Source organism: Paenibacillus cymbidii (assembly GCF_004764705.1).
Lineage (GTDB): Bacteria > Bacillota > Bacilli > Paenibacillales > NBRC-103111 > Paenibacillus_AN > Paenibacillus_AN cymbidii.
In genome coordinates, this window is record NZ_SHLX01000014.1 from 209,806 (window position 1) to 233,452 (window position 23,647).

At 59.1% G+C, this 23,647-nt stretch carries 19 protein-coding genes; 11 read left to right on the forward strand and 8 right to left on the reverse strand.

Features of this window, described 5'->3' with window-relative positions:
* The 3 genes from EXY20_RS20170 to EXY20_RS20180 all read left to right on the forward strand — a co-directional run bounded on the left by EXY20_RS20170 (nucleotide 1) and on the right by EXY20_RS20180 (nucleotide 2,822).
* Entirely contained in the window at nucleotides 1–978 is a 978-nt protein-coding gene (locus tag EXY20_RS20170; protein ID WP_135553931.1) for an ABC transporter ATP-binding protein, read from the forward strand.
* 123 nt (nucleotides 979–1,101) lie between these two features.
* The gene (locus EXY20_RS20175; protein WP_135553900.1) at nucleotides 1,102–2,214 is read left to right on the forward strand and encodes a glycosyltransferase; all 1,113 of its coding nucleotides are present in this window, start codon (nucleotides 1,102–1,104) and stop codon (nucleotides 2,212–2,214) included.
* Nucleotides 2,211–2,822 carry a glycerol-3-phosphate acyltransferase gene (locus tag EXY20_RS20180; protein WP_135553901.1) on the forward strand — a complete coding sequence of 204 codons (612 nt, stop codon included), beginning with the start codon at nucleotides 2,211–2,213 and terminating at the stop codon, nucleotides 2,820–2,822. The genes EXY20_RS20175 and EXY20_RS20180 overlap by 4 nt, the downstream gene beginning before the upstream one ends.
* Here EXY20_RS20180 and EXY20_RS20185 read toward each other — a convergent pair.
* On the reverse strand, nucleotides 2,819–3,289 hold the full coding sequence (locus EXY20_RS20185) for a DinB family protein (protein WP_135553902.1): 471 nt from the start codon (nucleotides 3,287–3,289) through the stop codon (nucleotides 2,819–2,821). The two genes, EXY20_RS20180 and EXY20_RS20185, sit on opposite strands and share 4 nt — an antisense overlap.
* 166 nt (nucleotides 3,290–3,455) lie before the next feature.
* Here EXY20_RS20185 and EXY20_RS20190 point away from each other — a divergent pair, with 166 nt between their 5' ends.
* The gene (locus EXY20_RS20190; RefSeq protein ID WP_135553903.1) at nucleotides 3,456–4,031 is read left to right on the forward strand and encodes a GNAT family N-acetyltransferase; all 576 of its coding nucleotides are present in this window, start codon (nucleotides 3,456–3,458) and stop codon (nucleotides 4,029–4,031) included.
* 222 nt (nucleotides 4,032–4,253) lie between these two features.
* Here EXY20_RS20190 and dnaN read toward each other — a convergent pair whose 3' ends face one another.
* Nucleotides 4,254–5,183: a DNA polymerase III subunit beta gene (dnaN, locus tag EXY20_RS20195; protein WP_167859385.1), complete on the reverse strand. Its 930-nt coding sequence runs from the start codon at nucleotides 5,181–5,183 to the stop codon at nucleotides 4,254–4,256.
* 126 nt (nucleotides 5,184–5,309) lie between these two features.
* Between dnaN and EXY20_RS20200 the strand changes: the two genes are divergently transcribed.
* A complete protein-coding gene (locus EXY20_RS20200; protein WP_135553905.1) occupies nucleotides 5,310–6,674 on the forward strand; it encodes a sialate O-acetylesterase in 1,365 nt (454 codons plus the stop codon).
* 17 nt (nucleotides 6,675–6,691) lie between these two features.
* Here EXY20_RS20200 and EXY20_RS20205 read toward each other — a convergent pair whose 3' ends face one another.
* Nucleotides 6,692–7,363 (reverse strand): response regulator transcription factor, encoded by a 672-nt coding sequence (locus tag EXY20_RS20205; protein ID WP_135553906.1) that lies wholly within the window; start codon nucleotides 7,361–7,363, stop codon nucleotides 6,692–6,694.
* A 185-nt stretch (nucleotides 7,364–7,548) separates the two neighbouring features.
* Here EXY20_RS20205 and EXY20_RS20210 point away from each other — a divergent pair, with 185 nt between their 5' ends.
* Nucleotides 7,549–9,870: a dockerin type I domain-containing protein gene (locus EXY20_RS20210; RefSeq protein WP_135553907.1), complete on the forward strand. Its 2,322-nt coding sequence runs from the start codon at nucleotides 7,549–7,551 to the stop codon at nucleotides 9,868–9,870.
* 74 nt (nucleotides 9,871–9,944) lie between these two features.
* Nucleotides 9,945–12,164 (forward strand): S-layer homology domain-containing protein, encoded by a 2,220-nt coding sequence (locus tag EXY20_RS20215; protein ID WP_268966421.1) that lies wholly within the window; start codon nucleotides 9,945–9,947, stop codon nucleotides 12,162–12,164.
* A gap of 80 nt (nucleotides 12,165–12,244) precedes the next feature.
* Here EXY20_RS20215 and EXY20_RS20220 read toward each other — a convergent pair whose 3' ends face one another.
* A complete protein-coding gene (locus EXY20_RS20220; RefSeq protein ID WP_135553909.1) occupies nucleotides 12,245–14,329 on the reverse strand; it encodes an ATP-binding protein in 2,085 nt (694 codons plus the stop codon).
* A 359-nt stretch (nucleotides 14,330–14,688) separates the two neighbouring features.
* Here EXY20_RS20220 and EXY20_RS20225 point away from each other — a divergent pair, with 359 nt between their 5' ends.
* Nucleotides 14,689–15,258 (forward strand): histidine phosphatase family protein, encoded by a 570-nt coding sequence (locus EXY20_RS20225; protein WP_135553910.1) that lies wholly within the window; start codon nucleotides 14,689–14,691, stop codon nucleotides 15,256–15,258.
* A gap of 97 nt (nucleotides 15,259–15,355) precedes the next feature.
* Here the strand turns inward: EXY20_RS20225 and EXY20_RS20230 are convergent, their stop codons facing one another.
* Both EXY20_RS20230 and EXY20_RS20235 read right to left on the reverse strand, forming a co-directional pair.
* A complete protein-coding gene (locus tag EXY20_RS20230; protein WP_135553911.1) occupies nucleotides 15,356–16,516 on the reverse strand; it encodes a mandelate racemase/muconate lactonizing enzyme family protein in 1,161 nt (386 codons plus the stop codon).
* 110 nt (nucleotides 16,517–16,626) lie between these two features.
* Entirely contained in the window at nucleotides 16,627–17,322 is a 696-nt protein-coding gene (locus EXY20_RS20235) for a FadR/GntR family transcriptional regulator (RefSeq protein ID WP_135553912.1), read from the reverse strand.
* Nucleotides 17,323–17,462: 140 nt separating this feature from the next.
* On the opposite strand from EXY20_RS20235, the gene EXY20_RS20240 reads away from it, so the two are divergent.
* Together EXY20_RS20240 and EXY20_RS20245 are read left to right on the forward strand one after the other, a co-directional pair.
* Nucleotides 17,463–18,371 (forward strand): dihydrodipicolinate synthase family protein, encoded by a 909-nt coding sequence (locus EXY20_RS20240; RefSeq protein ID WP_135553913.1) that lies wholly within the window; start codon nucleotides 17,463–17,465, stop codon nucleotides 18,369–18,371.
* Nucleotides 18,372–18,739: 368 nt separating this feature from the next.
* Complete coding sequence (locus EXY20_RS20245) at nucleotides 18,740–19,231, forward strand: hypothetical protein (RefSeq protein WP_135553914.1); 492 nt, start codon at nucleotides 18,740–18,742, stop codon at nucleotides 19,229–19,231.
* A gap of 39 nt (nucleotides 19,232–19,270) precedes the next feature.
* Here EXY20_RS20245 and EXY20_RS20250 read toward each other — a convergent pair whose 3' ends face one another.
* Together EXY20_RS20250 and EXY20_RS20255 are read right to left on the reverse strand one after the other, a co-directional pair.
* Complete coding sequence (locus EXY20_RS20250; RefSeq protein WP_135553915.1) at nucleotides 19,271–20,812, reverse strand: hypothetical protein; 1,542 nt, start codon at nucleotides 20,810–20,812, stop codon at nucleotides 19,271–19,273.
* Between the two features lie 82 nt (nucleotides 20,813–20,894).
* Nucleotides 20,895–21,512, reverse strand: coding sequence for a pyridoxamine 5'-phosphate oxidase family protein (locus EXY20_RS20255; RefSeq protein ID WP_135553916.1), 618 nt, complete (start codon nucleotides 21,510–21,512; stop codon nucleotides 20,895–20,897).
* 117 nt (nucleotides 21,513–21,629) lie between these two features.
* On the opposite strand from EXY20_RS20255, the gene pdxR reads away from it, so the two are divergent.
* Nucleotides 21,630–23,075, forward strand: coding sequence for a MocR-like pyridoxine biosynthesis transcription factor PdxR (gene pdxR / locus EXY20_RS20260; protein ID WP_135553917.1), 1,446 nt, complete (start codon nucleotides 21,630–21,632; stop codon nucleotides 23,073–23,075).
* The last annotated feature ends 572 nt before the right edge of the window (nucleotides 23,076–23,647 follow it).

The window sequence follows — 23,647 nt, forward strand, 5'->3', positions numbered from 1 at the left end:
ATGATTGCGGCGCGCGCGTTGCGCAAAACATTCCGCCTCTCCGCGGCCAAAGCAGGCAAAATGTCAGGCTTGCGGACGCTGTTCTCGCGCGAGTACAAGGAAGTGGAGGCGGTCAGGGACGTGTCGTTCGACATCGCCGAAGGCGAGTTCGTCGCCTACATCGGGCCGAACGGCGCCGGCAAATCGACGACGATCAAAATGCTGTGCGGCATCCTCCACCCGACGTCCGGCTCCGTCGAAGTCGGCGGGCTGAGTCCGCAGCTGTACCGCACCCGAGTCGTCCGCCGGCTCGGCGTTGTGTTCGGGCAGCGGTCGCAGCTGTGGTGGGACTTGCCGGTGCGCGACTCGTTCGACATCCTGGCGGCGCTGTACAAGCTGGACCGCGCCCGTTATGCGCGGCAGCTGCACAATTTGACCGGGATGCTGCAGCTCGGCGAATTTCTCGCCGCGCCGGCGCGCAAGCTGTCGCTTGGCCAGCGCATGCGCGCCGATCTTGCGGCCGCTCTGCTGCACGAGCCGCAGGTGCTGTTCCTCGACGAGCCGACGATCGGGCTCGACGTGCATGCGAAGAAGCAGATTCGCGATTATTTGCGCCGGCTGAATCAGGAGCAGGGGACCACGATTCTGCTGACGACGCACGATATGGACGATATCGAGCAACTGTGCCGCCGCGTCATTGTCATCAACCACGGCGCCGTCATCTACGACGGTTCGCTAGACCTGCTGCGCGACCGGATCGGCCTGCCGACGTTGATGAAGATTGCCTATCGGGACGAGGTGCGGCTGCCGGAGAATGCGTCGGGAAGCGGCAGGGCATTCGAAATTGTCGCAGCCGAAGACAGGCGCATTACCGTCGCGTGCAACCGCAAGGAAATGACGGCCATGGAAGTGCTGCGCATCGCAAGCGAATGGGGCGTCATCGAAGACGTGCATATGGAGGAGCCCGATTTCGAGGACGTCATCGACAGGGTTTATTGATCGATCCGGCATGAAAGCCTTTGCACAAAAAAGAAGGATTATCCGGCCGGAAGTCAAATAATCATAAACAACAGAAACTTGCGCTCGAATACGGCTCGCTTAGGCGACGGAAGGCGGTTCGCGATGGTGCTGTTGGTATTGTGCGTTATTGGCTGCCTGGCGGGAATGTGGCTGTTCCGAAACAATCGGCTTGCCGCGGATGCTGCGTCCGGTGCAGAGGACGGGAAAGCTCCTAAGGAGCGGAAGCTGTCCGTCATTATTCCGGCGCGCAACGAACAGGTTAATTTGCCCCACTTGCTCGGCTCGTTGCGGGAGATGACGTTCACCCCCCACGAAATTATCGTCGTTGACGATTTTTCGGACGACCGCACGTACGAAATCGCCGCCTCATTCGGCGTCACCGTCATCCGCAATACCGAGCTGCCGCCGGGCTGGACGGGCAAAAACTGGGCCGTCTGGAACGGCTACCGGCAGGCTACGGGCGATCTTATCGCGTTTCTCGACGCGGATATTCGGCTGGCGCCGGATGCGCTGGCCGCGCTGATCGCCACGCGCGACCGCTGCGGCGGCGTTATTTCCGTCGTACCGTTCCACTACACGGAGAAGCTGTACGAACGGCTGGCGCTGGTGACCAATCTGCTCGGCGCCTTCGCTTTTACGTCGCCGGCGGAGCGGCGCAATCCGCGCAAAGGGCTTTACGGCTCCTGCATCGTGACGACGAGGGAGGATTACGAGCTGGTCAGCGGCCACTCCAGCGTGCGGGGCGAGCTGCTGGACGACTTGAACCTTGGCGCCAAATACACGGAAGCGGGCATTCCGGTCACCAATTTTCTCGGCTGCGGGCTGGTGTCGTTCCGCATGTACCCGCAAGGCATCAGGAGCGAGTTAGAAGGCTTCAGCAAAGGCGCCGTGCTCAGCACGGGCAAGCTGCGGCCGGGGACGATCGTTTGCGTGGCGTTATGGATGATTGGCCTGATAGCCGCGGAATCGGCGCTTTTCGCCTGGGGCACGTCGTGGGCCGTTCCGCTTGGGATCGCTTATGCCCTCTACACGGCGCAAATCGTACTGTTTGGCCGTTACGTCGGCAAATTCGGCTGGTTCGTTCCGCTGCTGCATCCGTTATCGACGTTGTTTTTCCTTGTGGTGATGGCGTACTCCGCATACCAGGTTCTTTTCCTCGGGCACGTAGCCTGGAAAGGGAGGAACGTCAAGGTGGGAGGCAAACCGGGCGCATGAATGCGATATGGACGATCGTTTCTTTTCTGTCGGGCGCGTGCATGTTTTCTTATTGGCTCGGGAGGCTCGCCCGTACGAATTTGCGCACGGTCGGCGACGGCAACCCGGGCGCCCGCAATTTGTGGGCGTCGCGCGGTTACCGGTTCGGCCTTGCCGGCGTGGCGCTCGATTTTGCGAAAGGGTATTTGCCTGTATGGCTCTACTTGGCCGGCGGGGGAGAAACGACGTCCGTCTGGTTCGTGCCGGTTGCGCTGGCGCCGATCGTCGGACACGCGTTTTCTCCTTTTCTCGGTTTCCGGGGCGGCAAGGCGATTGCGGTGACGTTCGGAGTGTGGAGCGCCGCTTCGTTTGCGGCTTCTTTGGTTTATGCGGTCGTATTGGCGGTGATGTTACTTGCGGGAAGGGCGCTGAACAAAGGGCAGCCCGTGTCCTCCGCCGCCGATGGCGCTCAGGTTGTGGGCGGGCTGCTTCTGCTGATCATCTTTCTTGCCGTCCGCGGGGATCCGGCGCCCGTGCTCGGGTTAGGGTTCGGCAACCTGGCATTGCTCGCGTATACGCATCGGCGCGAGCTTCGCCGCGCGTTCGCCGGCGCGGGCCGGGCACCTTAGCGGCTGCCGAACCGCTTCAGAAGCGCAATCGCCTGGTAATGCATACCTTCATGGTACAGGGTATAGGTGAGGAATGCGCCGACCGTGTCCAGCGTGAGCCCCGTACTGGTCGTAAACGGCTCCCTTGCCGTCTCGTGGAGACGCCCTGCCAGCGTTTGCCGGATTCGCTCCGGCTGCCGGGCCATCATGGCCAGCAGCGTTTCGCCGCTCGGCGGCTCCTCGTTCCAGTCGGCCGGCTTCGTGCCTCTGGCGAACAGGCGGGGGAAAGCGTCGGGCAGCTCAGTCGGCTCGCCGGCGAACTGAAACGCAAACCGCTCCTGCGATTGATAAATGTGGCCCAAATTCCAGCGGATGTTGTTGTTGAAGCCTTCCGGCACGCGGTCGAGCGCTTCCTCCGTCAACGTTTGCACGGCGCGCAAGGTTTGGTTGCGGACGAATGCGACCTGGTCGAACAAGTACGTCTCCATACGATCCCTCTTTTCCGAAAAATGGGCCTGTCTGCTGTCTCCATTCCAGCATAACGACAGCGGCGCGCTTTGACAAGGCGATGCTTGTCGGGATACCCGGCATGCGGTATAGTGTGCTAAATACAGCATTCCCCCTTCATTATGAAAGGAGCGGTGAACAGAGGCGATGGAACCGGATCCGATTTTATTCGATATCCCCGAATCGTTCGAAAGCGAGCGGCTGCTGATTCGCGCGCCGCTGCCGAACGACGGGCGGCAAGTGAACGAAGCCGTGCGGGAAAGCATCGACGAGCTGCGGCCGTGGATGCCCTGGGCGCAGAGCGTGCCCACCGCCGCGCAGTCGGAAGCGAATATTCGCCATGCGCGGCTGCACTTTCTGCAGCGAACCGACATGAGGCTGCTGCTGTTCGCGAAAGCGAACGGGCAATTGATCGGCAGCAGCGGGTTGCACCAGATCGATTGGCGCGTTCGCCGCTTCGAAATCGGCTATTGGCTGCGCACCTCGTGCACGGGCCAGGGCTACATGACAGAAGCGGTGGAGGCGATCGCGCAGTTTGCGATCGGGCAATTGGCCGCCAACCGGATCGTGATCCGCTGCGACGAGCGAAACGAAAAAAGCAGCCGCGTGGCGGAGCGGCTCGGTTTTAAGCTGGAAGGCATCGTTCGCCATGATGAACTCGACGTGGAGGGGCAGCCGCGAAGCACGAAAATTTTCGCCAAGGTAAGAGGCGTCGAGTTTTGACGGGGTGACGGCACCGCAATTTTCGGAATAGGCCCGATTTTATGGGCTATTTCGCATAAAATGGCCGGCAGCAACAAAATAGCCAGTGAAATCGCTGGCTATTCCGTCGAAAAGGCCGACCGGAGCACGATTTTCTCCAAATAGCCAGTGTTTTCACTGGCTATTTCCGACGCACCGCATAAAAAGGGACGAATAAGCCATTTTTTGTGGCCTATTTTTCAATTATGCGGTATCGTTCGTGCGGATGGGGGAAAGCAAGTAGAAACAAGCCGGATCGTCGACCGGAAGCACGCGGATCGGCTCCAACGGGCCGCCGATGCGCAGCGTGACGGCTTCGCATTGTGCGGCCCGTACGATTTCCTTGAGATAAACGCCGTTGCAATGCACGGAGAAGCGTTCGCCGGCGGCGCGGAGGACAGGCAAAGCTTCGTCAATGTCGCCGAGTTCACCGGATCTGGCGAACAATCGGAGTCTGCTGTGCTCTCCGGAAAAAAGGTGCACGGTTTTTGTCGAGCCGGCCAGCAGTGTGGCGCGTTCGAGCGCGTCGGCAAGCTGCTGCGCATCCAGCGCCACTTCCGCTCTGAAGCTCGCGGGCGGGAATGCAGCCGACAGGGGATACGAACCTGCGATCAGCGCGGTTTGCATGATTCGTGCACCGGTCGACGCGGTGAGATACTTATCCGTTAGCGTCATGCTGCAGCATTCGGAAGGAGCAGCCGCCAGCTGCGCAAGGCAGCGCACATAGGGGCCCGGGACAATCGCAGAGCGGTTGCCGCTGTTCCGTCCCGGCGCGGAGACGGGGACGGTGTGTGAAGCAAGTCGTACACCGTTGGTTGCCGTCATTGTCAAATGTTCCGAGTCGACGAAACGGAAGGAGACGCCGGTCAACTGCGGGTGGTTCTCGTCCAGCGAAGCGGCGAAAACGACGCGGCTGATCGCTTTGGCGAAGTCGGCAATGTTCAAGGTGAATGCGAAGGCGTCCGGATCGGAGGTTTCGAAGGCCGGGAACAAGGCGGCGTCCATTCCGCTCAGGCGAAACACGGTCGAATGGGAGCGGGCGGTGACGCGCAAATTCGGTTCTTTGGCGATCACAAGCGTGCCGGGAGACAGTCTGCGCACGGTCTCGAACAAAGCTTTGGCCGGCAGCACCACGTTGCAAATAAATAACCAACGACGATTTCGCGCAGCAGCTCCGACTTGGAACGGGAAGACGCCAAAAGGACAAGCTGGTTTTGTTTCTTCAAGAGTCTCAAAATCGCTAATGGAGGAATTCGACACATGAAGTTGACTTTGCTGGAAGTGGAAGCCTATCGCGTCTATCAGCGCGACGACCGGGGACAGAGCGACATTCCGTTTCGTCTGCAAGCATCGGAACGGGCAACAGGAAACGTGGAGGCGCGGATAAGCTCCGCCGCCTATTCGGCCCCTTGGCAGCTGATGGGGGTAATGGAAGAAGGATCATTCAGCGGCAAAATGGAAAACATCCCGGTAGGCAAGTATAGCCTGGAATTCCGGGTAACGAAAGGCGATAATACGGCGATGGTGACGGTGTCGCCGGTATTTGTCGGCGATTTGTGGCTGCTTGCCGGCCAATCGAACATGGAGGGCTGCGGCAAGGAAATCGACGCCGAAACACCGATGGAAGGGGTCAGCTGCTTCTATCTGGGAGACCGATGGGCGCTTGCCGAAGAGCCGCTCTGCTGGCTGCAGGAAGCGATCGATCCGGTGCACTGGCGCGTGCCTGCCGGCGAAGTGGCGGAGGAAGCGGCAAAACAGCGCAGCGAGCGGGCGAACGGAGCCGGGCTCGGGTTGACGTTTGCCAAGGAACTGTTGCGGGAAACCGGCATTCCGATCGGTCTCGTGATCGCCGCTCATGGCGGTACCCGCATGGAGCAATGGGATCCCGCGCGTGCGAACGAGGGCTGGCATTCCTTCTATGGCGCCATGCTTCGCAAAATACGCAAGCTGGGCGGACGGATCAAGGGCTGCCTGTGGTATCAGGGCGAAAGCGACGCCAACGAATCGTTCGGCCCGATGTATCGGGAGCGGACGAACGGGTTCATCAACAGCTTGCGGCGCGATACCGGCGATGAAAAACTGCCGTTCCTTTACGCGCAGCTGTCGGTTCATTATAGCCAGGAAGATCCGTACTGGTGGAATTTCGTTCAGCAGGAGCAGTTGAAGCTGGAGAGTCAGCTTGACGGTATTCGGATGGTGCCGACAATCGACGCTTCTTTGTCGGACGGCATTCATCTGGACGCCAGGTCTTTGCAGGCGGTGGGTCGAAGAATGGCGTGGGCGGCGCTGAGTCAGGCCTACAACCGGCCGGCGGCGTTGTCCGGCCCGCGGCCAGGCTCGTTCGCTTGGAACGCGGATCGCACGGAATTGTCGTTATCGTTCGCCGGCATCAACGGCAGACTTGCGGAAGTGCGGCAAGTATTCGGCTTTCGGGTGGAGGCGGAAGGCTGTTGCTTGGCTTGCAGCGGAATTGTGGCCGAAGACGGCCGGCGCGTCGTGTTTGCCTTCGATCGGCCGGTACCGCAAGGAGCGACGATACGGCACGGATTCGGGCGAAATCCGGTTGTGAACGTACGCGACAGTCTGGGCATTCCGCTGCCCGTGTTCGCACCGATCCCGGTGTAAGCCAACGGGCTCCTTCGTCAATTCGCCTCCTGGATCATCGCTTCCAGCTTGTGGATCGCTTCGGTGCGGCCTCCGGCATCCAATTTTTCGTAGAGGGCGGTCAAGGCGTTTTTGACCGTGCCTTCGGCGAGGAACAGCTGAGCGGCGATTTCCTTGTTGGACAGCCGGCCGAGCAGAAGCTTGATCATTTGCTGCTCCTTGGACGTATAGTTCGGGTTGCGCTCGAAAAAACGGGCCAGCCCGCGCTCCTTCATATAGGTGCCGTCGTTCATGACGTAACGGGCGATTTTGGCGGCCACTTCGCCCGGAAGCATTATCTTGTCTTGCGCTGCGTCGCGGATCGTTTGCGTCAGCTGGCGAAAATCGAGATTTTTCAGCAAATAGCCGTTCGCCCCGTAAGCCAGCCCCTGGAAAATATATTCTTCTTCGTTGAAGGTCGTCAGGATCAATATCGGCAGATCGGCATGCAGGCGGCGAATGTGCCGGATGCAGGCGAGGCCGTCCATCTTCGGCATTTGCAGGTCGAGCAGCACGAGATCGGGTTTGCTGCGTTCGATCGCGGCGATCGCCTGCTCGCCGTCCGCGACGGCGCCGACCACGGTCATATCCGGCTCGGCGTCAATAATGAGCGCCAGCCCGGTCCGCAGCAAATGATCGTCTTCGGCGATCAACACCTTCAGCTTGTCCATCGTCTACACCTCACATCCTGTTGCTTCCTCTATAGTACCATTTCCGCCGTCTGGCAGCTATAAGCGGCGCGGGCAGCCCCTCATTTTGTCGGTATCTGTAAAATCGTGACGAAACGTCACTTCCTTCTCCTCGTGCCTTCTTTTATACTCGAAGCGAACCAGGGAATGGAAAGGATGAGATGAGGATGAAACGGGTTTTTGCCTTGCTGCTTGTGTACGCCCTGCTGTTCGCCGGACTGCCGCGAGCTTATGCGGGGGCGCCGGCCGATCCGCTTGACGATTGGACGATTCGCAGCGCGCTTCCGACTTACGTGAATCTGTACAACCTCGCTTGCGGCAACGGCGTCTGCGTCACCGCCGGCAATCTGATCATGACGACGCCGGACGGACTGCAGTGGACCAAGAAGGTGAAGGAAACCGGATTTTACTACTTTAACGATGTGGCGTTCGGAGGAGGCCAATTCGTTGTGGTCGGCAACGGGGGGAGCGTCATGACGTCGGCGGACGGGTACGAGTGGACCGAACGGACGTCGAACGCGAACACCGATTTTAAAGCGGTGGCATATGGCAACGGCGTGTACGTTGCCGTGGGCGTCAAGTCGGACATGGGGATGAACTACGGCTCGATTTACCGTTCTCCCGACGGTATCACCTGGACCCAAATGAAGAACGAAATGATGGTTTCCTATTTGGATCTCGGTTTTTACAACGGTCAATTCATCGCCACCGGCCAGTTGGGCAATTTACGGATTTCGAGCGACGGACAGAATTGGCAGGACATTACGACCGGCCTGATGAGCATCTTCCAGTCGGTTACTGTACTGGGCAGCACCTACGTGTTGACGGGCTATGCAGGAATGGGCATGGGGGCATGGATTACAAGCGACCCAAGCTTGACCAGTTGGACAAGCCAGACGATTGACACCGACTTCAACGTCACGAGGATTGAGGTGCTGAACAATCAGCTCGTGGCGTTAGGCGCTCAGGGGGACGTATATACGTCGACGAACGGCACCGCCTGGACGAAGCAGCATTCCGGTTCGACGATGGCGCTGCGACAAGCGGCGTATGACGGCATTCGCTACTACGCCGTTGGCGACGGCGGCACGATTCAAACGTCGACCGACCTTGAGAACTGGACGTTAGTCTATCCAATCGGCGTTTCATTCAATTTGAAGGCGATTGCCACCAACGGAAGCAATTTCGTAACGGTTGGCGAAAGTGCAACGATCGTGTCTTCCGCAGACTGGGTTACGTTCAACAAGTTCAATACCAATTTGGGCGGTGTTAAGGATGTTGTGTATGGCGGCGGCAAGTTTATAGCGGTTGGAACCGGGAAAGACATCTATTATTCCGGCGACGGCAACAACTGGAACGCCTCGCATTTGGGCGACGACATTACGTATATGCTCGACAACGTCACATATGGAGACGAACAATTCATCGCGACAGGAACCGCCTACATCAACAGCGAGCTAACAAACGTGTTGTTCACATCTCATAACGGCATCAATTGGACCTATCACAATTCGCTCGGGCCGATCAGTATGACTTCGATCGCCTACGGCAACGGCAACTATTTCGGTGTGGGTGGATACTACAACGACATATATAAATCCGCGGACGGCATCAATTATGTTCAGGTCGACAAGGCCGGTACGGGTTTCTCCGTTTCTGGAGTGTATTATCTGAACGGCGACTTCTTTTTTCCGGGCAATACGGCAACCTTAGCTGTATACACGAACGGAACGACCTTGAATAAAAAGCCGTTAAGCGGCATCAGCTCGATCGGAGCGATGGCGTATGACTCGGGAACTTATGTGGTGACGAATGGCGCTGGCGACATCTATACGACGACGGATTTGGAAAGCTGGACAAAACGCGCGACCATTCAACCGTTTGAAGGCATTCTTACGTACGACATGGTGGTTGCTGACGGCGCTTTCGTTATGGTCGGCCAGAAAGGCACGATCGCCACTTCGGGGAAGCTGGTCTCCTATACGATCGGTGCAATCGCCGATAAGGAAGGCGCGGTGCTGAACGCGGGATATGCGTCCGGTTCGCAGGAGGAGATGACGATTACGGTGACACGTACTGGGACCGGCAATTTGGCCAACCTCGCCGTTTCCGTTGACAACGCCAATTTTGAAGTGACGCAGCCGTTGCCTTCGCTCCTCGACGATACGAACCCGGTTGCTACGTTTACGGTCAAGGCGAAAGCCGGTTTGGCGCGGGGAAATTACCAGGCGACGGTAACGGTATCGGCGGCGCAAATGACGCCCGTGACGTTTACGGTTACGCAAAACGTGTACGCGAAAAAAGGCGATGCCAGCGGAGACGGATTGGTGACTCCGGCCGATGCGTTGATGATTACGAAGTATAAGCAAAGCAAAATTACGCTTACGGATGAGCAATTGCAAGTGCTTGATATGAACGACGACCATGTCGTCGACGAGGAAGATGCCAAGCTGATTCTTCAGTTGTACGTTGGAGGTGGAGTAGGATGAGGCAAGATTCGAAATCGCGGTTGGAAAAGCGTGTTCTTGCGCTGTTGCTCGTTATTGCAATGTGCTGTGGCTTGATGTCTTATCGGGTTCAAGCGAGTGACCTCCAGCCGGTCTTGACGGTTGGCAACGCTGCGGGCGCACCGGGTGAAACGGTGAGCATTGCAGTTTACGCCGACCCTGGAGACCATCCTTTCTATAAGTTTGCGGTAAAGCTGTCGTACGACGAGAATGTGCTGGAGCCGATTGCGGATGGGTTGACGTTGGAACCGGGGTTGGTTAAGTTTAAGTCGTCGGCGACCGGCGGTCAAGTAAGCTTGAACGCCGAGGTCGACGTAGTTAACCTGTTATTCGTCGAATCTTATATGAAATTGTTCACCGTTTCGTTCAAAATTAAGCAAGGCGCCGCCGGAGGCGACTCGCCGATCACCGTCCTGTCGGCGACGACGACGGAAGAAATCGATCCCGTACCGGTGGAGCAGGCGAATATCACCTCCGGCAAGGTTTCCGTATACAGCTTGTCGGTCGGGGCGGCCGACAAGTCCGGCAGCCCGGGCGATACGGTTGTCGTGCCGGTGTCGATCGGTACCACGAGCGCGGACGTTGCCGCTTATGGCATCAAGATCGGCTTCGACGCTGCCGCGCTGGAAGTGTCATCGATTCAGGGCAAAACGGGCAACTGGTTCGATTCATCGTTCGATAACGGCTCGGGAACGATGACGGCGGGATGGGCAGACGAGTTGGGCGGCGACAACGCCGTGTCTGCCGGCACCGAATTGTTTGAAATTTCGTTCAAAATCAAGTCCGGTGCTTCGGCCGGCGACAAACTCTTGACCGCATCGACGTCGGATGCACTGAATATGACGTTCGTTAACGTCGACGGACTGGAAATGGGCAAGTCGTGGTCGGGGGGCAAGGTAACGGTCGTACCGGGGCCGACGCCAACACCGACGCCGACTCCTTCGCCAACACCGTCCTCGACTCCGACGCAATCGCCGACGCCGTCCGCAACGGCGAAGCCGTCTGCAACGCCGACGATTGCCGGCGGCGCGGAAGTGCTCGTGAACGGCAAGCCGGAACAAGCGGGCACCGCCACGAAGGGCGAACGCAATGGCCAATCGGTGATGACGGTCGCGATTGACGCGGCCAAGCTGGAGAAGAAGCTCTCCGAAGAAGGCAAAGGCGCAGTCGTAACGATTCCGGTTCGCACCGACAGCCAGGTCGTCATTGGCGAACTGAACGGGCAAATGGTGCGGAACATGGAGAACAAGGAAGCGGTCGTCGAATTCAAGACCGACAAAGCCACGTATACGTTGCCAGCCAAACAAATCAATATTGCCGCCATCTCCGAACAGTTGGGCAGCGTAGTGGCGCTCGAAGATATCGTGATCCAGATCGAAATCGCCGAACCGCCGGCGGAAAGAGTAAAGGATGTCGAACTGGCCGCTGTCGAGGGAGGCTTCGAACTCCTCTTGCCGCCGCTGGAATTTACGATCACGGCGAAGAGCGGCGATCGTTCGATCGACGTGTCGACGTTCAACGCTTATGTGGAACGGACGATCGTGTTGCCTGACGACGTCGATCCGTCGCGCATCACAACAGCCGTCGTCGTCGACAAGGACGGCACCGCGCGTCATGTCCCGACGCGGGTCGAGCGAACTGCCGACGGCCGCTATGTGGCGATCGTCAACAGCTTGACGAACAGCACGTATTCCGTCGTATGGCATCCGCTGACGTTCGCCGACGCCGAAGGCCATTGGGCACAAGACATCGTGAACGACATGGGCTCGCGAATGGTCGTGAACGGCATTGACGAGACCCGCTTCGCACCCGATCAGGCGGTGACGCGCGCCGAATTCGCTTCGATCCTCGTGCGCGGGCTCGGTTTGCGGCTGGAGCGCGAAGCGGCGTCCTTCTCCGATGTCGGCGCGGCCGCATGGTACGCGGACGCGGTACGCACCGCTTACGCGCATCGTCTGGTCGGCGGCTTCGGGGACGGCAGCTTCCGGCCGAATGATGAAGTGACCCGCGAACAGGCGATGACGATGATCGCGGGTGCGATGGTGCTGACCGGCCTGAAGGACCGGCTCGCTTCGGCCGATCCGGACGCGCGGCTGCATCCGTTCGCCGATGCCGGACAACTCGCCGCCTGGGCGCGGCAAGGTGCGGCCGACACCGTGGCAGTCGGCATCATAACCGGCAGAGCGGACGGCGAACTGGCGCCGCAAGCGTCGGTGACCAAAGCGGAAGCGGCTGCGATGCTGCAGCGGCTGCTGAGACAGTCCGGGCTGATCTGATCCGAAGGACGCGGACCGCAATGAACGAACAAGGCAACGATCGCCGGCATGGAGCCGCGTGGATCGTTGCCTTGTTCGCTTCATCCGCCTTCCTGCTCCGCAACCGGCAGCACGATCCGGAACGTGCTGCCCCGGCCGGGTTCGCTGTCGACGGAGACGGCGCCGCCGTGCTGCTCGGCGATCTCCCGCACGATCGCCAGGCCGAGGCCGCTTCCCCGCTCATTGCCTTCCCGTTTCATGTAGAAGCGATGGAAAACGAGCGGCAGCTCGCTTTCCGCAATGCCGACGCCGTAATCGGTTACCGCGATGACGAACGCCATCCTGCCCAGCTCGGCCGAGTGCTGCGCATATCCGCGCAGCATGATCGTATCGCTGCGGCCGCGGCTGAATTTGACCGCGTTGTCGACGATGTTGTGCAGCGCCTGCATCAGCCGCTGCCGGTCGATCCGCAGCCGGATCGGCAATCCCTCGCTGTTCGCCTGTGCGGCATCATAAGCCAGCTTCATGCCGTTCGCCTCCAGATCGGCGGCAAACCGTTCCTTCAGCACCGCCATCCATTCCGCGGCGTCGACCGTTTCCAGCTGAAGCGGCTGCGAGCGCGACTCGAGCTTGGACAGCTCGAACAAATCGTCGATCAGGTGGCGGATATACGCCGTTTTGTCGATCAGCAGCTTCGTCATCTCGTGGTTGCCCGGTGTCAGCTTGCCTTCCGCCATCAGCTGCAGGTACGTTTGCACGCCGATCAGCGGGGAGCCGAGGTCGTGGGCGATATTGACCAGCATTTTCGTGCGGATCGCCTTCATGGCCGACAGCTCCTCGTTGGTTTCATTGAGCTTGCGCGTTCTTGCCGCAACCTGATCCTCCAGCGTCGTATTGATTCGCCCGAGCTCGGTGACGAGCGTATCGTTGCGCTGGGACAGCAGCGAATACCGGTAGGAAATGATGACCGCCTGCAGCAGCAGGAACAGGATGGCGGCTTCGCCGAGCCATTCCCTCGTCTCCGCGGCGCGCGCCCAGTACAGCGTGTCGTTGATCAGCGCCGCAACCAGCACGAGCATGCCGATCAGGTGCAGCTTCGCGCCTTCCCGCTTGCGCATGACGGCCTTCGCCCCGACGTAAAAAAGGAAATACAGCATAATCAGCGCTTCCGCCGCCGATTGTATCGTCATTGTTTGCGTAAACACGCGAGCCGGCGCGGCGATGACATATACGGCAACCAGAACGGCAAACGCGCCGGTCGCCGGAATCGCCAGCCGGTGTGTCTCCTGCGGGTACATTCGCTGAATGAGCAGGGCAAGGAACAGGAAAATGAGCACTTCCGAGCCGTATTCCAGCTTGACGAGCAGTTCCCAGCTGTCGATGCCGAGCACAAGCGACGACACGTATCCGTTGAGGAACAGCGTGCGCGCGGCGAACGCCACATACGCGATGCCGACGAACAAGGCCGCCATATCCTTCCGGCGCAGCCGGTAAATGACGATATGATACAAGCCGATCAGCAGAAACCCGCCGACGAGGAACAAATCGTACAGCAGCGAACGCACGATAGACGGAATGAGCGCCGCCGTATCGCCGTACACGATGTCGCCGACGATGCCGCCTTCGCGGAACGAAAAGTTCGACGTCTGAATGACGATATCGACTGTCTCCCGCTGCGGCTGGAAAAAGAGGAGATTGATATGGGACTGCGGCACTTCTTCGCTCCGGCGCGTGCCGACGGTGCCGAGCCCCGGTTTCTCGTCGCCGTCGATCCAGATCCGGTAGGCGCTGCCGATCGAACGGACGAACAGCGCTTTGCTTTGGCCGATCTGCTCCTTGGCGATGCGCAATTGCAGCCGGTACGTGCCGTAGCCGTATGCCGAGTCGACGCCGGCAGGCTTCGTTTTCCACGATAAAGGCACCTCGATGGAAGCGGCGGAAGCCGGGTCCTGCGGCAAGTCCGCCGGCCCCAGCAGCCGCTTCCAATAAAACTGCCATTCGCCGTCCAGCTTGACGGACTGCTCGCCCTTCGGGCTGTCGTCGAGCCGCAGATCGACAACACCGCCCGCGGCGGCGCCGGACGCAGCCGGTGACGCGGCCAACCCGGCCGCCGGCCTCCAGAAGGCGAACAAACTGCCGATCATCACCAGCGCAAGCGCGATACCCCAACCTTGTTTTCGCAGCAAAAAAAGCTCCCCCGTTCGTCGTTGCACCGCTTTTCCCGCCTTGCGCAACAGCTAATGAATGCGCAAAGCCTTTGCTTTTTGCCAATGCTCAATTAGATGTCGATTCGTGGCACTATTAGTAGTTCTTCGTCGATCTTGGGATATCCTTGTCGGCGGAGGGGGGGAGCATCGTGAATACTTGGAGGCGCAAACTGGGCTACCGAGCGATTGCCATGTTGGTTTCAACCGAAACGGGGAGCACATGCCCTCACATGGCTCCCTGTTTTATTGCAGTAACGGGAAGGATAATGGAATGACTTCGCGAATACTCCTAAGTGCAAGTGATTAGAGGGGGCAGTTAGCATTCCAAGGAGGATTGTTTGAAGACTATCATCTATATGGTCAGGCATGCTGAATCACCATACACGGAAGGAACCGAAAGAACAAGAGGACTCACCGTCAAGGGCAAGGTCGATGTTGAAAAAGTTACAGAAATTCTTAAAGAAGAAGGAATAGATGTTGTTATATCAAGCCCGTATAAGCGAGCAATCCTGAGTGTTGAGGGATTGGCGCAAAACTTGGGATCGGACATCAAAACATTTGAAGATCTCAGAGAAAGGCATTTTGCCGATGAAATGATTGAGAGTAATGAGTTAATGTCCCTTATTAAAGGGAAATTTTATGATTTTGATTTTTCTTTGCCGGGCGGGGAGTCTAATTCCGATTGCCAGAATAGAGCGGTAGCAGTGATAAAAAACCTGTTGCAAGAACACTCCGGGAAAAAAATAGCTTTAGGAACTCATGGACTTGTAATGACTTTGATGATGAATTATTTTGATTCAAGTTATGGGTTGGATTTTTTAAATCAAGTAAAGAAACCGGATATTTATAAATTAAGTTTTGAAGATTTAGAATTAAAAGAAGCAATAAGACTATGGAATGAGGATTAAGAATTAAGCTAACAGGCACGTTCGTTTCATCAACCGGCAGCAGTCCCGGACTATTTTCTCGTCCAAGGCTGCTGCTGTTTCGTTTTATGAAGCCAGTCTACACGTAAAATCCCGCGCGTGCCGCTCGTACGCCCGGATGCTTCTCCATTTCCGCTTCGACAAGATCGACGCCGAGCCCGGGACGGTCCGACAGCGCCAGCTTGCCGTCGTGCACCTCGATCGGATGCGTCAGGATGCTGTCGCGCCACGGCACGTCATGGAACATGAATTCCTGGCGGAACAAGTTCGGCACCGACGCGCAAACATGGGCGCTGGCGAGCGTCGACAGCGGGCCGTTCGGATTGTGCGGCGCCAGCAGCACGTTGTACGCCTCCGCCATCGTGGCCATGCGTTTCATCTCGGAAGGACCGCCGCAGCGGGTGATGTCCGGCATGATCACATCGCAGACATACTTCTCCAGCACCGGCCGGATGCCGAAGCGCGTGTAATGGCGTTCGCCGACGCAAATCGAAACGGCAGGATGAAGACGTTCGCGGATCGCCCGCAGCGTTTCCGCGCTTTCCGGTCCAGCCGGTTCCTCGTACCAGGCAATGTTCAGCTCCGCCAGCCGGTCGGCCATTTGAATGGCCGTTTTCAGGTTGAGCATCGCATGCGTTTCAATCATGATGTCCGTGTCGTCGCCGACGGCTTCGCGCACCGCGCGGCTCACGTCGACTGCCCGGCGCTGCGCATCCGGCGTCAGCGACAGGTTCGTCGACAAGTCGTCTCCGTACAAGTAATTCGTATGAGCGAACGGGTCGAATTTGAGCCCGCCGAAGCCGGCCGCTTTGACCCGGGCCGCTTGCGCGGCATACTCCTCGGCGGTATGGCCGCCGCCGGTAAACCAATAGTTGGCGTAAAGCGGAATTTCCGTGCGGTAGGCACCGCCCAGCAGCTCGTAGCAAGGGACGCCGAGCGCCTTGCCTTTCAGGTCGAGCAGCGCCATGTCGATGGCGCTTATAGCGCACAGGCTCGCCCCGTAAGGCCCGATCCAGTTCAGATCGCGGTACAGCTTCGTCCAGATAAAATCCGTGCGCATCGGATCGAGCCCGACAATCCGTTCGCCGGCGTGTTTGGCCGCCGCCTCGACGATTGGGCTTCCCGGCCAGTTCGTCGCTTCGCCGACGCCGGTCAACCCCGTGTCCGTGTAAATTTTAAGCATCGTCCAATTATATTTGACGCCCTCTACCAGCCATACGTCGACTTTACTGATTTTCACGTATAATTGAGCCTCCCGTTGTAAAATAGATATGATCTTTAAAATGAATCATATTATCTATTTGCGGCAGCTGTCAATAACGGGGAGGCAAAAAAAAGACCGCTCCCTGTTCAGTTGCGGTCGTTGGCATGGGCGGCGCGCTCTTTGCGCAGCGCGGCGCCCATGTCCAGAATATGCGCCCTCATCAGCGAACGCGCCTGCTCGGCGTTCCGCTCCTCGATGGCGATGGCGATCAGCACGTGATAATTCGACGACTTGGTGCGCATGTTCGGCAGCGTGTTCGTTTGCCGTCTGCTTTCGAGCAGTTGATCGGAAATGGCGGCCAGCATGTTGGCCAATACGGGATTGTCGGCGCCTTCGGCGATCAGGCTGTGGAAGCGCAGATCGGTGGCGAAGAAGTCGCCGCCCTTGTCCATCTGCTCCGCCATGAGATCGGCCAGCCGGCGCAGCTCCCGCGCCAACTCCCGCGACGCCCGCTCCGCGCAGAACGCCGCCAGCTCCGGCTCCAGAACGGCCCGCGCCTCCATCAGCGTCAGAAGCGACATGCCGCCGAGCTCGCGCAGCTTGCCGGCCTGGTCCTCAAGCAGCTGCGGATCATTGCGGACGAACATGCCGCGGCCGTGTTCGATGCTGACGACGCGTTGGTTCTCGAGGATGCGCAGCGCCTCGCGCACCGACGATACGCCCACGGCCAGTTCGGCGGCGATTTGCTGCAGCGTCGGAATCCGGTCGCCCGGCTTCCATTCGCCGGTTTCGATTTTGCGCCGGATTTGTTCCAGTGCGGTTGCGTAAGTCATTTTCTTCATCGCTATTCGTCTCCATCGCAGTAAAGTGGCTCTATGTTCACGTAATGACATCGTAGCATAAAGTCGTTGACGCAGCCAATGAAAGATCATATGATTTAGGTAATTGATCCTATGATTACGGATGGCAGGAGGAAACGAAGATGAAAACAATCGCGGGCATCGTCCCGATTGTCGCAGCCGTATTCGACGACCGGGGACGCGTCGATCTCGAAGGTTTTGCGCGGCTCGTCCGGCATTTGACGGGCACCGGCGCCAAGGCGCTCACCTTGTTCGGACTGGCGACCGAATTTTACAAGCTTACCGACGAAGAGAAAGAGCGGATGATGCGCGTGCTGCTCGCCGAAACGAGCGCTTCGCCCGATGTGGCGGGCATCGTTTCGATTACGCACCACAGCTGGGAAGTCGCGGCGGTGCAGGCGCAGCAAGCGGAACAGGCGGGCGCGGACGCGCTGATGCTGCTGCCGCCGTTTTTTCTCGCGCCGTCCGCAGATGCGATTCTGACGCATGCGCGGAAGGTGGCGCAGGCGGTGTCGATTCCCGTCATCGTCCAGTATGCGCCGAACCAGACCGGCGTGCGCATCGAGCCGGAGCTGTTTGTCCGGCTGCGGGAGGATTGCCCGAACGCCCGTTATGTCAAAGTGGAGACGCAGCCGCCGGGCAAATTCGCCTCCCGGCTGCACGAGCTTTCCGGCGGCGGCGTCGAAACTCTGGTCGGTTATGCCGGCGTGCAGATGATCGACGTGCTGCAGCGCGGTTCGGTCGGCATCCAGCCGGGCTGCTCGTTCAGCGAAGTGTACGTCGCGCTGTACGGGATGTTTCGGCGCGACGAACTTGAAGAGATGAACGCGCTGTTCGGGCGGCTGCTGCCGTATATCACCTACTGGATGCAAAGCGTCGAGTTGATCGTCAAGGCGGAGAAGGTGATTTTGCACAAGCGCGGCCTTATCGCCAGCAGCTACTGCCGCCAGCCGGACTACCGGCTGGATGCCGCCGAGGAGCGGATGATCGACGCTTTTTTGCACGAGTTCGGCGCGTATTGGGGCAAGTGAATGAAGCAGGCGGGCTAGCGGCTTTACGGGAACCGATCCCTTTCGAAAATAGGCCATAAATCGTTGGCTATTTCGCTAAAAATGGCCAACGGTGAAGAAATAGCCAGCGATTTCACTGGTTATTTCGGCTGAAAAGTCCAAAATGAGGCGGTCTGATCCAAATAGCCAGCGTTTTCACTGGTTATTCTCGACCGACGGAGGAAAAAAGCGCAAATAGGCCATTTTTTATGGCCTATTTGTTGTGGCGGCGCGTGTGTCGGCCGGAAGTCGAGCCGTCGGGCCGTCGAGCCGCCCAGGCGCGGGCCGGAAGGCGTTTCGCAACTTTGCCGCCGGTTCGCACGTAATGGTAGCAAGGAGGCGGTACATTCATGCAACTTTATTTTCGCGACAACTTCTTTAATGCCGGCTTGACGGACATTCGCAACGATGCGGGGGAACCGGTCGGCCAGGTCGACCTTCGCAGCGCGTTCGGTTCGGCGCTCGATATTTACGGCAGGGGCGGCAACCGGCTGTATGGCGGCCAGTTTCCGCTGCTGTCGAACCGCTGGACGGTCATGGACGGCGCCGGCGAGGAGTGCGGCGAATTGCGGCAACGGATGTCGTTTTTCTCCAAGCATTACGAATACGATGCCTATGGCAGAGGAGTATATGAAATTACGTCGCCGGCCTTCTCCGGCGAATATGAAGTGACCGCCGAAAACGGCATGCTCGCCGCATCGTTCCGGAAAGTGAGCGGCTGGCTGGAGCCTTCCGCCTATTGCCTCGACAACCGGACGTCCGCCGTGGACAGCTTCGAATGGATCGCCGTTGTGCTAGGCATGCACGAAATTCAGAAACGGCGGCGCAACGCCAGCATGTAGCCGTAGGCGGAAACGGCGCTCGCTTTCGGTGACAAGGGGTTACGGCAGTTTGTGCAGCAAATGATAGACCAGTTCCGAATCGACCGTGTAGGCGTCATCGACCAATTGCAAACGGTTGCCCGCGGGACTCCACTTCGTTACCGTAGTCGTTCGGGTGGACCGATCGTAGCGGTAAACGGAAGTCGTCTGTTGCTCCCAGTCGGGAACTGCCCATACGATTGTCGCGTCGTCCGGCGCGGTAAGCAGTTCGGCATAAGGCGAGGAGCCAAGCGTGTTGTGCAGCGAGACGATGCGGGCATTTGCGGCATCGACGAACAGGATGTCCCCCTCTTCCGTCGCAAACGCTTGCGGTTGATCCAATTGCTCCAAGGAGCTTGCCCGGGCAAGCGTAGTCATGCTGCCGCTTGCGATGTCGGTCAGGCGGTAGGAGACGTTCGTGCGCTGCGGCGGCTGATCCTGACGCTGCTGCAGGCCGTAGCTCCGCAATACCCCGCTGTCGCTTCCCGGCAGCCAGCCGCTCCATTCGAAAAATTCGTCCGCGCTCGCCTGCTCGTACCGCCACACGACGCCGCCGTCCCGGTCATAAATCCTCATCGCCTGCGCGGCGATGAACGCAACGCCTTCCTCTCCGTAGAACACATGCTCGCCGCTATCGGTAAGCGTGTACTCCTCAAGCGCATAGTTGCCGCTCGGGCTCCATTTCAGCGGAGGATATTCGCGCAATCCGCCGTCCGCCGCAATTGTCGCCAGCTCGCGACCTTCCGTATCGTAAAGCTTCAACCCGACGTCCATAACCGGATACCAGAACCGTTCTCCGTCCGGAGAGAGGTACAGATTGGCGAGCGGCCAATGATTGCGAAACAACCGCTCGGGCGAACGAATCGTGCGCGCCTGCAAATCGGCGATCCATAGTTTGCCGCCGGTAAAGCTGTTCAGGACCAGCTTGTCGCGGGAGGCGCTCAGCCGGGCGACGGCGACAAAATCGTTCGTCGCGATGGGAACGGCGGCTTCGATCAGCGTTTCGGTCTTTCCGCTGCGGATGTCGAAGAGCGCGATGTCGGACAGGAGCGCACTCGAATCGGCCGACTGGCGAAGCTTCGTCAGGACGAGGTGCGCCGGATCGGCAAACCCGCGGATGAAAGCAAGCGAATCGGCGGCATACGTATCCGCCAGCGCAAGATCGACGAGCGGGTAAACGCGCACGCTGCGATCGTCCGGGTCAATGGCGACAAGATCGAGCCGGTAGCGCTGCCTGACGTCGTCCAGCGCCGTCAATCGCCGCACCAGATGTACAACGGGCATGTTCCGGTCGGCAGAAACGACGGTTTGCAGGACGGAGGCGAAGGAGGCGTCCTCCAGCTTGACTGCAAAGCCGTCGTCGCGATTTTCGATTCGGGCGGTCAGCGGCGCATCATCCTGTACAATCGCGGAAACGGGCGAAGCGGAAGCGATCGGCGCCAGGCTGACGGCCGGCGAGGGGGCCGGGGTTCCCGTTTGCGACGGCGCAACTTCCTCATGACAAGCCGCAGCGGTCAGCAGCAAAAGCAACGACAGCATACCAAGTGGATATATACGACGCAACCGGGATCACTCCATTGCCATCATTTTCCTCATTAGACTGTCGCAATGGGCAAAAGGTTGCGTCGTCATGCGCGCGGATTTGTCATTCCCGATGGGCCGGACAGTATTGCCGCATGAGTGCCGCCGTTTCCGCGTCGAGCGCTTGGCCGCGCTGCTCAAGCTTCGTTGCGACGTGCTCGCGCTGCGTTTCCTGCCAATTTTGCCCGAATTTGAATTTGGCGGTCAGTTCTTCGACTTCGATCTTGACGACGGCCACGCTTTTTAATTGTCCCGCGTAGTCGGCGTCCTCCGTCGTGATTGTCGCATAACCGCCCTCCGGCTGCAGCTTGCGCATGAAAGCGGTCAAGGCGGCGGCTTTTTCGGACAAGTCCGTGACGATCGACGCTTTGCCGCGCATGTGCACCGATTTGAAGAAGGCCGTCGCCGGACAAGCAAGCTTCGGATCGGTGTAGTACGAAGGGATGAGTGCGTATTCCTTCGCCACGGCGAACGTGACGCGGTCGCTGTGCTTGATTTCTTTCATTTTGTCGCCGACCTTGCTGCCGTGAAAATAAACATTCCCCTGCTCGTACACAAAATTGAGCGGCGTGATGTGCGGCCAGCCTTCCATGTCGATCGTGCCGAGGAAGCCGAACGTCATGCCGGCCAGAAACTGCTCCACTTCCGCCGACTCTTCCACGGAAAATTCTTTTCTTCTCATCGCAAGCCCTCCCTTTATTCGTCTTGGTAACGATTGTAGCGGCTGGATTGACAAATCATAAGATCCAATTTAGGTTATTTCTATTGGACCAATTATTGCGATACCGGGAGGTGCGCCATGGAGCTGCAGCTCGCTTATCAATCACATTTGCAGCGGTACGGCACGAAATACGAGGCGCTTTACCACGCCGTCAGGGAAACGATCGTGACGGGACTTGTGCCATACGGCGCGAAGCTTCCTTCGAGTCGGGAACTGGCGGCGACGTACGGCTTGTCGCGGGGTACGGTCAACCAGGTATATGACATGCTGGCGGCGGAGGGCTACGTCACGGCCGGCGTCGGCAGCGGCACGTTCGCCGCGTTCCTGGAGCTGAAGGCGGGACGCGAGGCAACGGACCTGGCGGCGATTCGGCTGTCGGCGTGGGGGGAGCGGGTCGCGCGTGCGACGCAGGACAGCGGGCGCGCGTTCTCGGCGGCAGTCGGCGGCGCGGATGCCGTACGTTTCGCGCCGGGCTTGCCGGATGCGGCATCGTTCCCGCAGCGCGAATGGGCCCGTTGCTTGTACGCGGCGGCGCGCGAACAGCTGCGAATGGAGCGGGCGGAAGCGTTCGCCGCCCAAGGGCATTTGCCCTTGCGCGAGGCGATCGCCGCGCATCTCCGCCGTTCGCGCGGCATGGATGCCGACGCCGAACGCATCGTCGTGACCGGCGGCTCGATGCAGGCGATTGCGCTGCTCGCGCAGCTGCTTGCCGGCGCGGACGACGGCGTCGTCGTCGAGGAGCCGGGCTACAGCGGCATTCGCGCCGCAGTTGCGGCGGCCGGCGGCCGGCTCGTTCCGGCGCCGGTCGACGCGCACGGCATCGTTGTCCAAGGCTGGCAGGCGAAGCTGGCGTTCGTTACGCCGGGGCGGCAGTATCCGACGGGGGCGGTGCTGCCGCTCGAACGCAGGCAGGCGCTGCTCGCCTGGGCGGGGCAGCGCGGCGCTTTCGTCGTCGAAGACGACTACGACAGCGAGTTCCGCCACCGCGGGCGGCCGGTCGAGCCGCTGCAGGTGCTGGACGAGGAAGGCCGGGTCGTCTACATCGGCACCTTCTCCAAAACGATGCCGCCCGAACTGCGTATCGGCTTCGTGCTGCTGCCGCTGCGGCTGGTGCGGCCGTTCGTTGCGGCGAAGCGGCTGTTCGAGCCGCACCCGGCGTCGCTGCTGGAGCAGCGCGCGCTGGCCGCTTTCATGAGCGGCGGCATGTACGAGCGGCATCTGCGCCGCATGAAGCGCATCTACGGCCGCCGATTCGCGCTGCTCGGCGGGCTGCTTCGGGAGAAACTGGCCGACCGTTTCGAGGTCGTGCCGTCCGATGCGGGCTTGCATTTGTTCGCCTGGTGGACGGGAACGTCGGAAGCATACGGCCTGTATCGCGAAGCGTGCCGGGCGGCCGGCGTCGAGTGGAGCGACGGCGGCTCCGATATGGCGCCCGGGCATCGGCCGTTTGCCTGCTTCGGTTTTGGCCATTTGCCGGAGGAGCGGATTCGCGAAGGAATCGAGCGGATGGCGCTTGTGCGATAGAGGGGGCGGGGGCGACGACGGCAATGTTGTCAGGTTAAGCAGCCATTGATTGAGAGCCTAAAAAATCGGCTTAAAATGGCGTCGTAGTCCAGTTCGGGTGAAATAAGCAGGAAAGTCAGCTTAAATCGTTGTCGCAGCCCGGTTCGGGCGAAATAAGCCGGAAAAGTCGGCTTAAATCGTTCTCTCAGCCCGGTCCGGGCGAAATAAGCCGGAAAAGTCGGCTTAAATCGTTCTCGCAGCCCAATTCGGGCGAAATAAGCCGGAAAAGTCGGCTTAATCATTGTCGCGGTTGGTCGTATCGAACCATAGCCTACTACTTAACCTGACAACATTGAGGGCGACGGCGGGGGATCGGTAATGAAATTTCTGATGAAAAAAGTGATTTTGGCAAAGCACTTTTTGATCCATCCATGTTACATTTACTGCATGGAAAATACTTTCTTATTAAGAGCAGCGGTACGATGTCAAGACCCTGAATGAAGGAGATTCTCGCGTACCGTCACTTTTTCAGGGGGTGTCCCGAAAAACGGCAAACGCAAACTAAACCTGCCCTACCTAGAATTTCAGATATT

Bases quoted from the DNA above. Each gene is read 5' to 3' on its own strand.
- EXY20_RS20210 (WP_135553907.1), top strand. From the start codon at position 7,549: ATGAAACGGGTTTTTGCCTTGCTGCTTGTGTACGCCCTGCTGTTCGCC.
- EXY20_RS20170 (WP_135553931.1), top strand. From the start codon at position 1: ATGATTGCGGCGCGCGCGTTGCGCAAAACATTCCGCCTCTCCGCGGCC.
- EXY20_RS20240 (WP_135553913.1), top strand. From the start codon at position 17,463: ATGAAAACAATCGCGGGCATCGTCCCGATTGTCGCAGCCGTATTCGAC.
- EXY20_RS20190 (WP_135553903.1), top strand. From the start codon at position 3,456: ATGGAACCGGATCCGATTTTATTCGATATCCCCGAATCGTTCGAAAGC.
- EXY20_RS20205 (WP_135553906.1), bottom strand. From the start codon at position 7,363: ATGGACAAGCTGAAGGTGTTGATCGCCGAAGACGATCATTTGCTGCGG.
- EXY20_RS20185 (WP_135553902.1), bottom strand. From the start codon at position 3,289: ATGGAGACGTACTTGTTCGACCAGGTCGCATTCGTCCGCAACCAAACC.
- EXY20_RS20200 (WP_135553905.1), top strand. From the start codon at position 5,310: ATGAAGTTGACTTTGCTGGAAGTGGAAGCCTATCGCGTCTATCAGCGC.
- EXY20_RS20175 (WP_135553900.1), top strand. From the start codon at position 1,102: ATGGTGCTGTTGGTATTGTGCGTTATTGGCTGCCTGGCGGGAATGTGG.
- EXY20_RS20215 (WP_268966421.1), top strand. From the start codon at position 9,945: ATGTCTTATCGGGTTCAAGCGAGTGACCTCCAGCCGGTCTTGACGGTT.
- pdxR (WP_135553917.1), top strand. From the start codon at position 21,630: ATGGAGCTGCAGCTCGCTTATCAATCACATTTGCAGCGGTACGGCACG.
- EXY20_RS20180 (WP_135553901.1), top strand. From the start codon at position 2,211: ATGAATGCGATATGGACGATCGTTTCTTTTCTGTCGGGCGCGTGCATG.
- EXY20_RS20245 (WP_135553914.1), top strand. From the start codon at position 18,740: ATGCAACTTTATTTTCGCGACAACTTCTTTAATGCCGGCTTGACGGAC.
- EXY20_RS20235 (WP_135553912.1), bottom strand. From the start codon at position 17,322: ATGAAGAAAATGACTTACGCAACCGCACTGGAACAAATCCGGCGCAAA.
- EXY20_RS20255 (WP_135553916.1), bottom strand. From the start codon at position 21,512: ATGAGAAGAAAAGAATTTTCCGTGGAAGAGTCGGCGGAAGTGGAGCAG.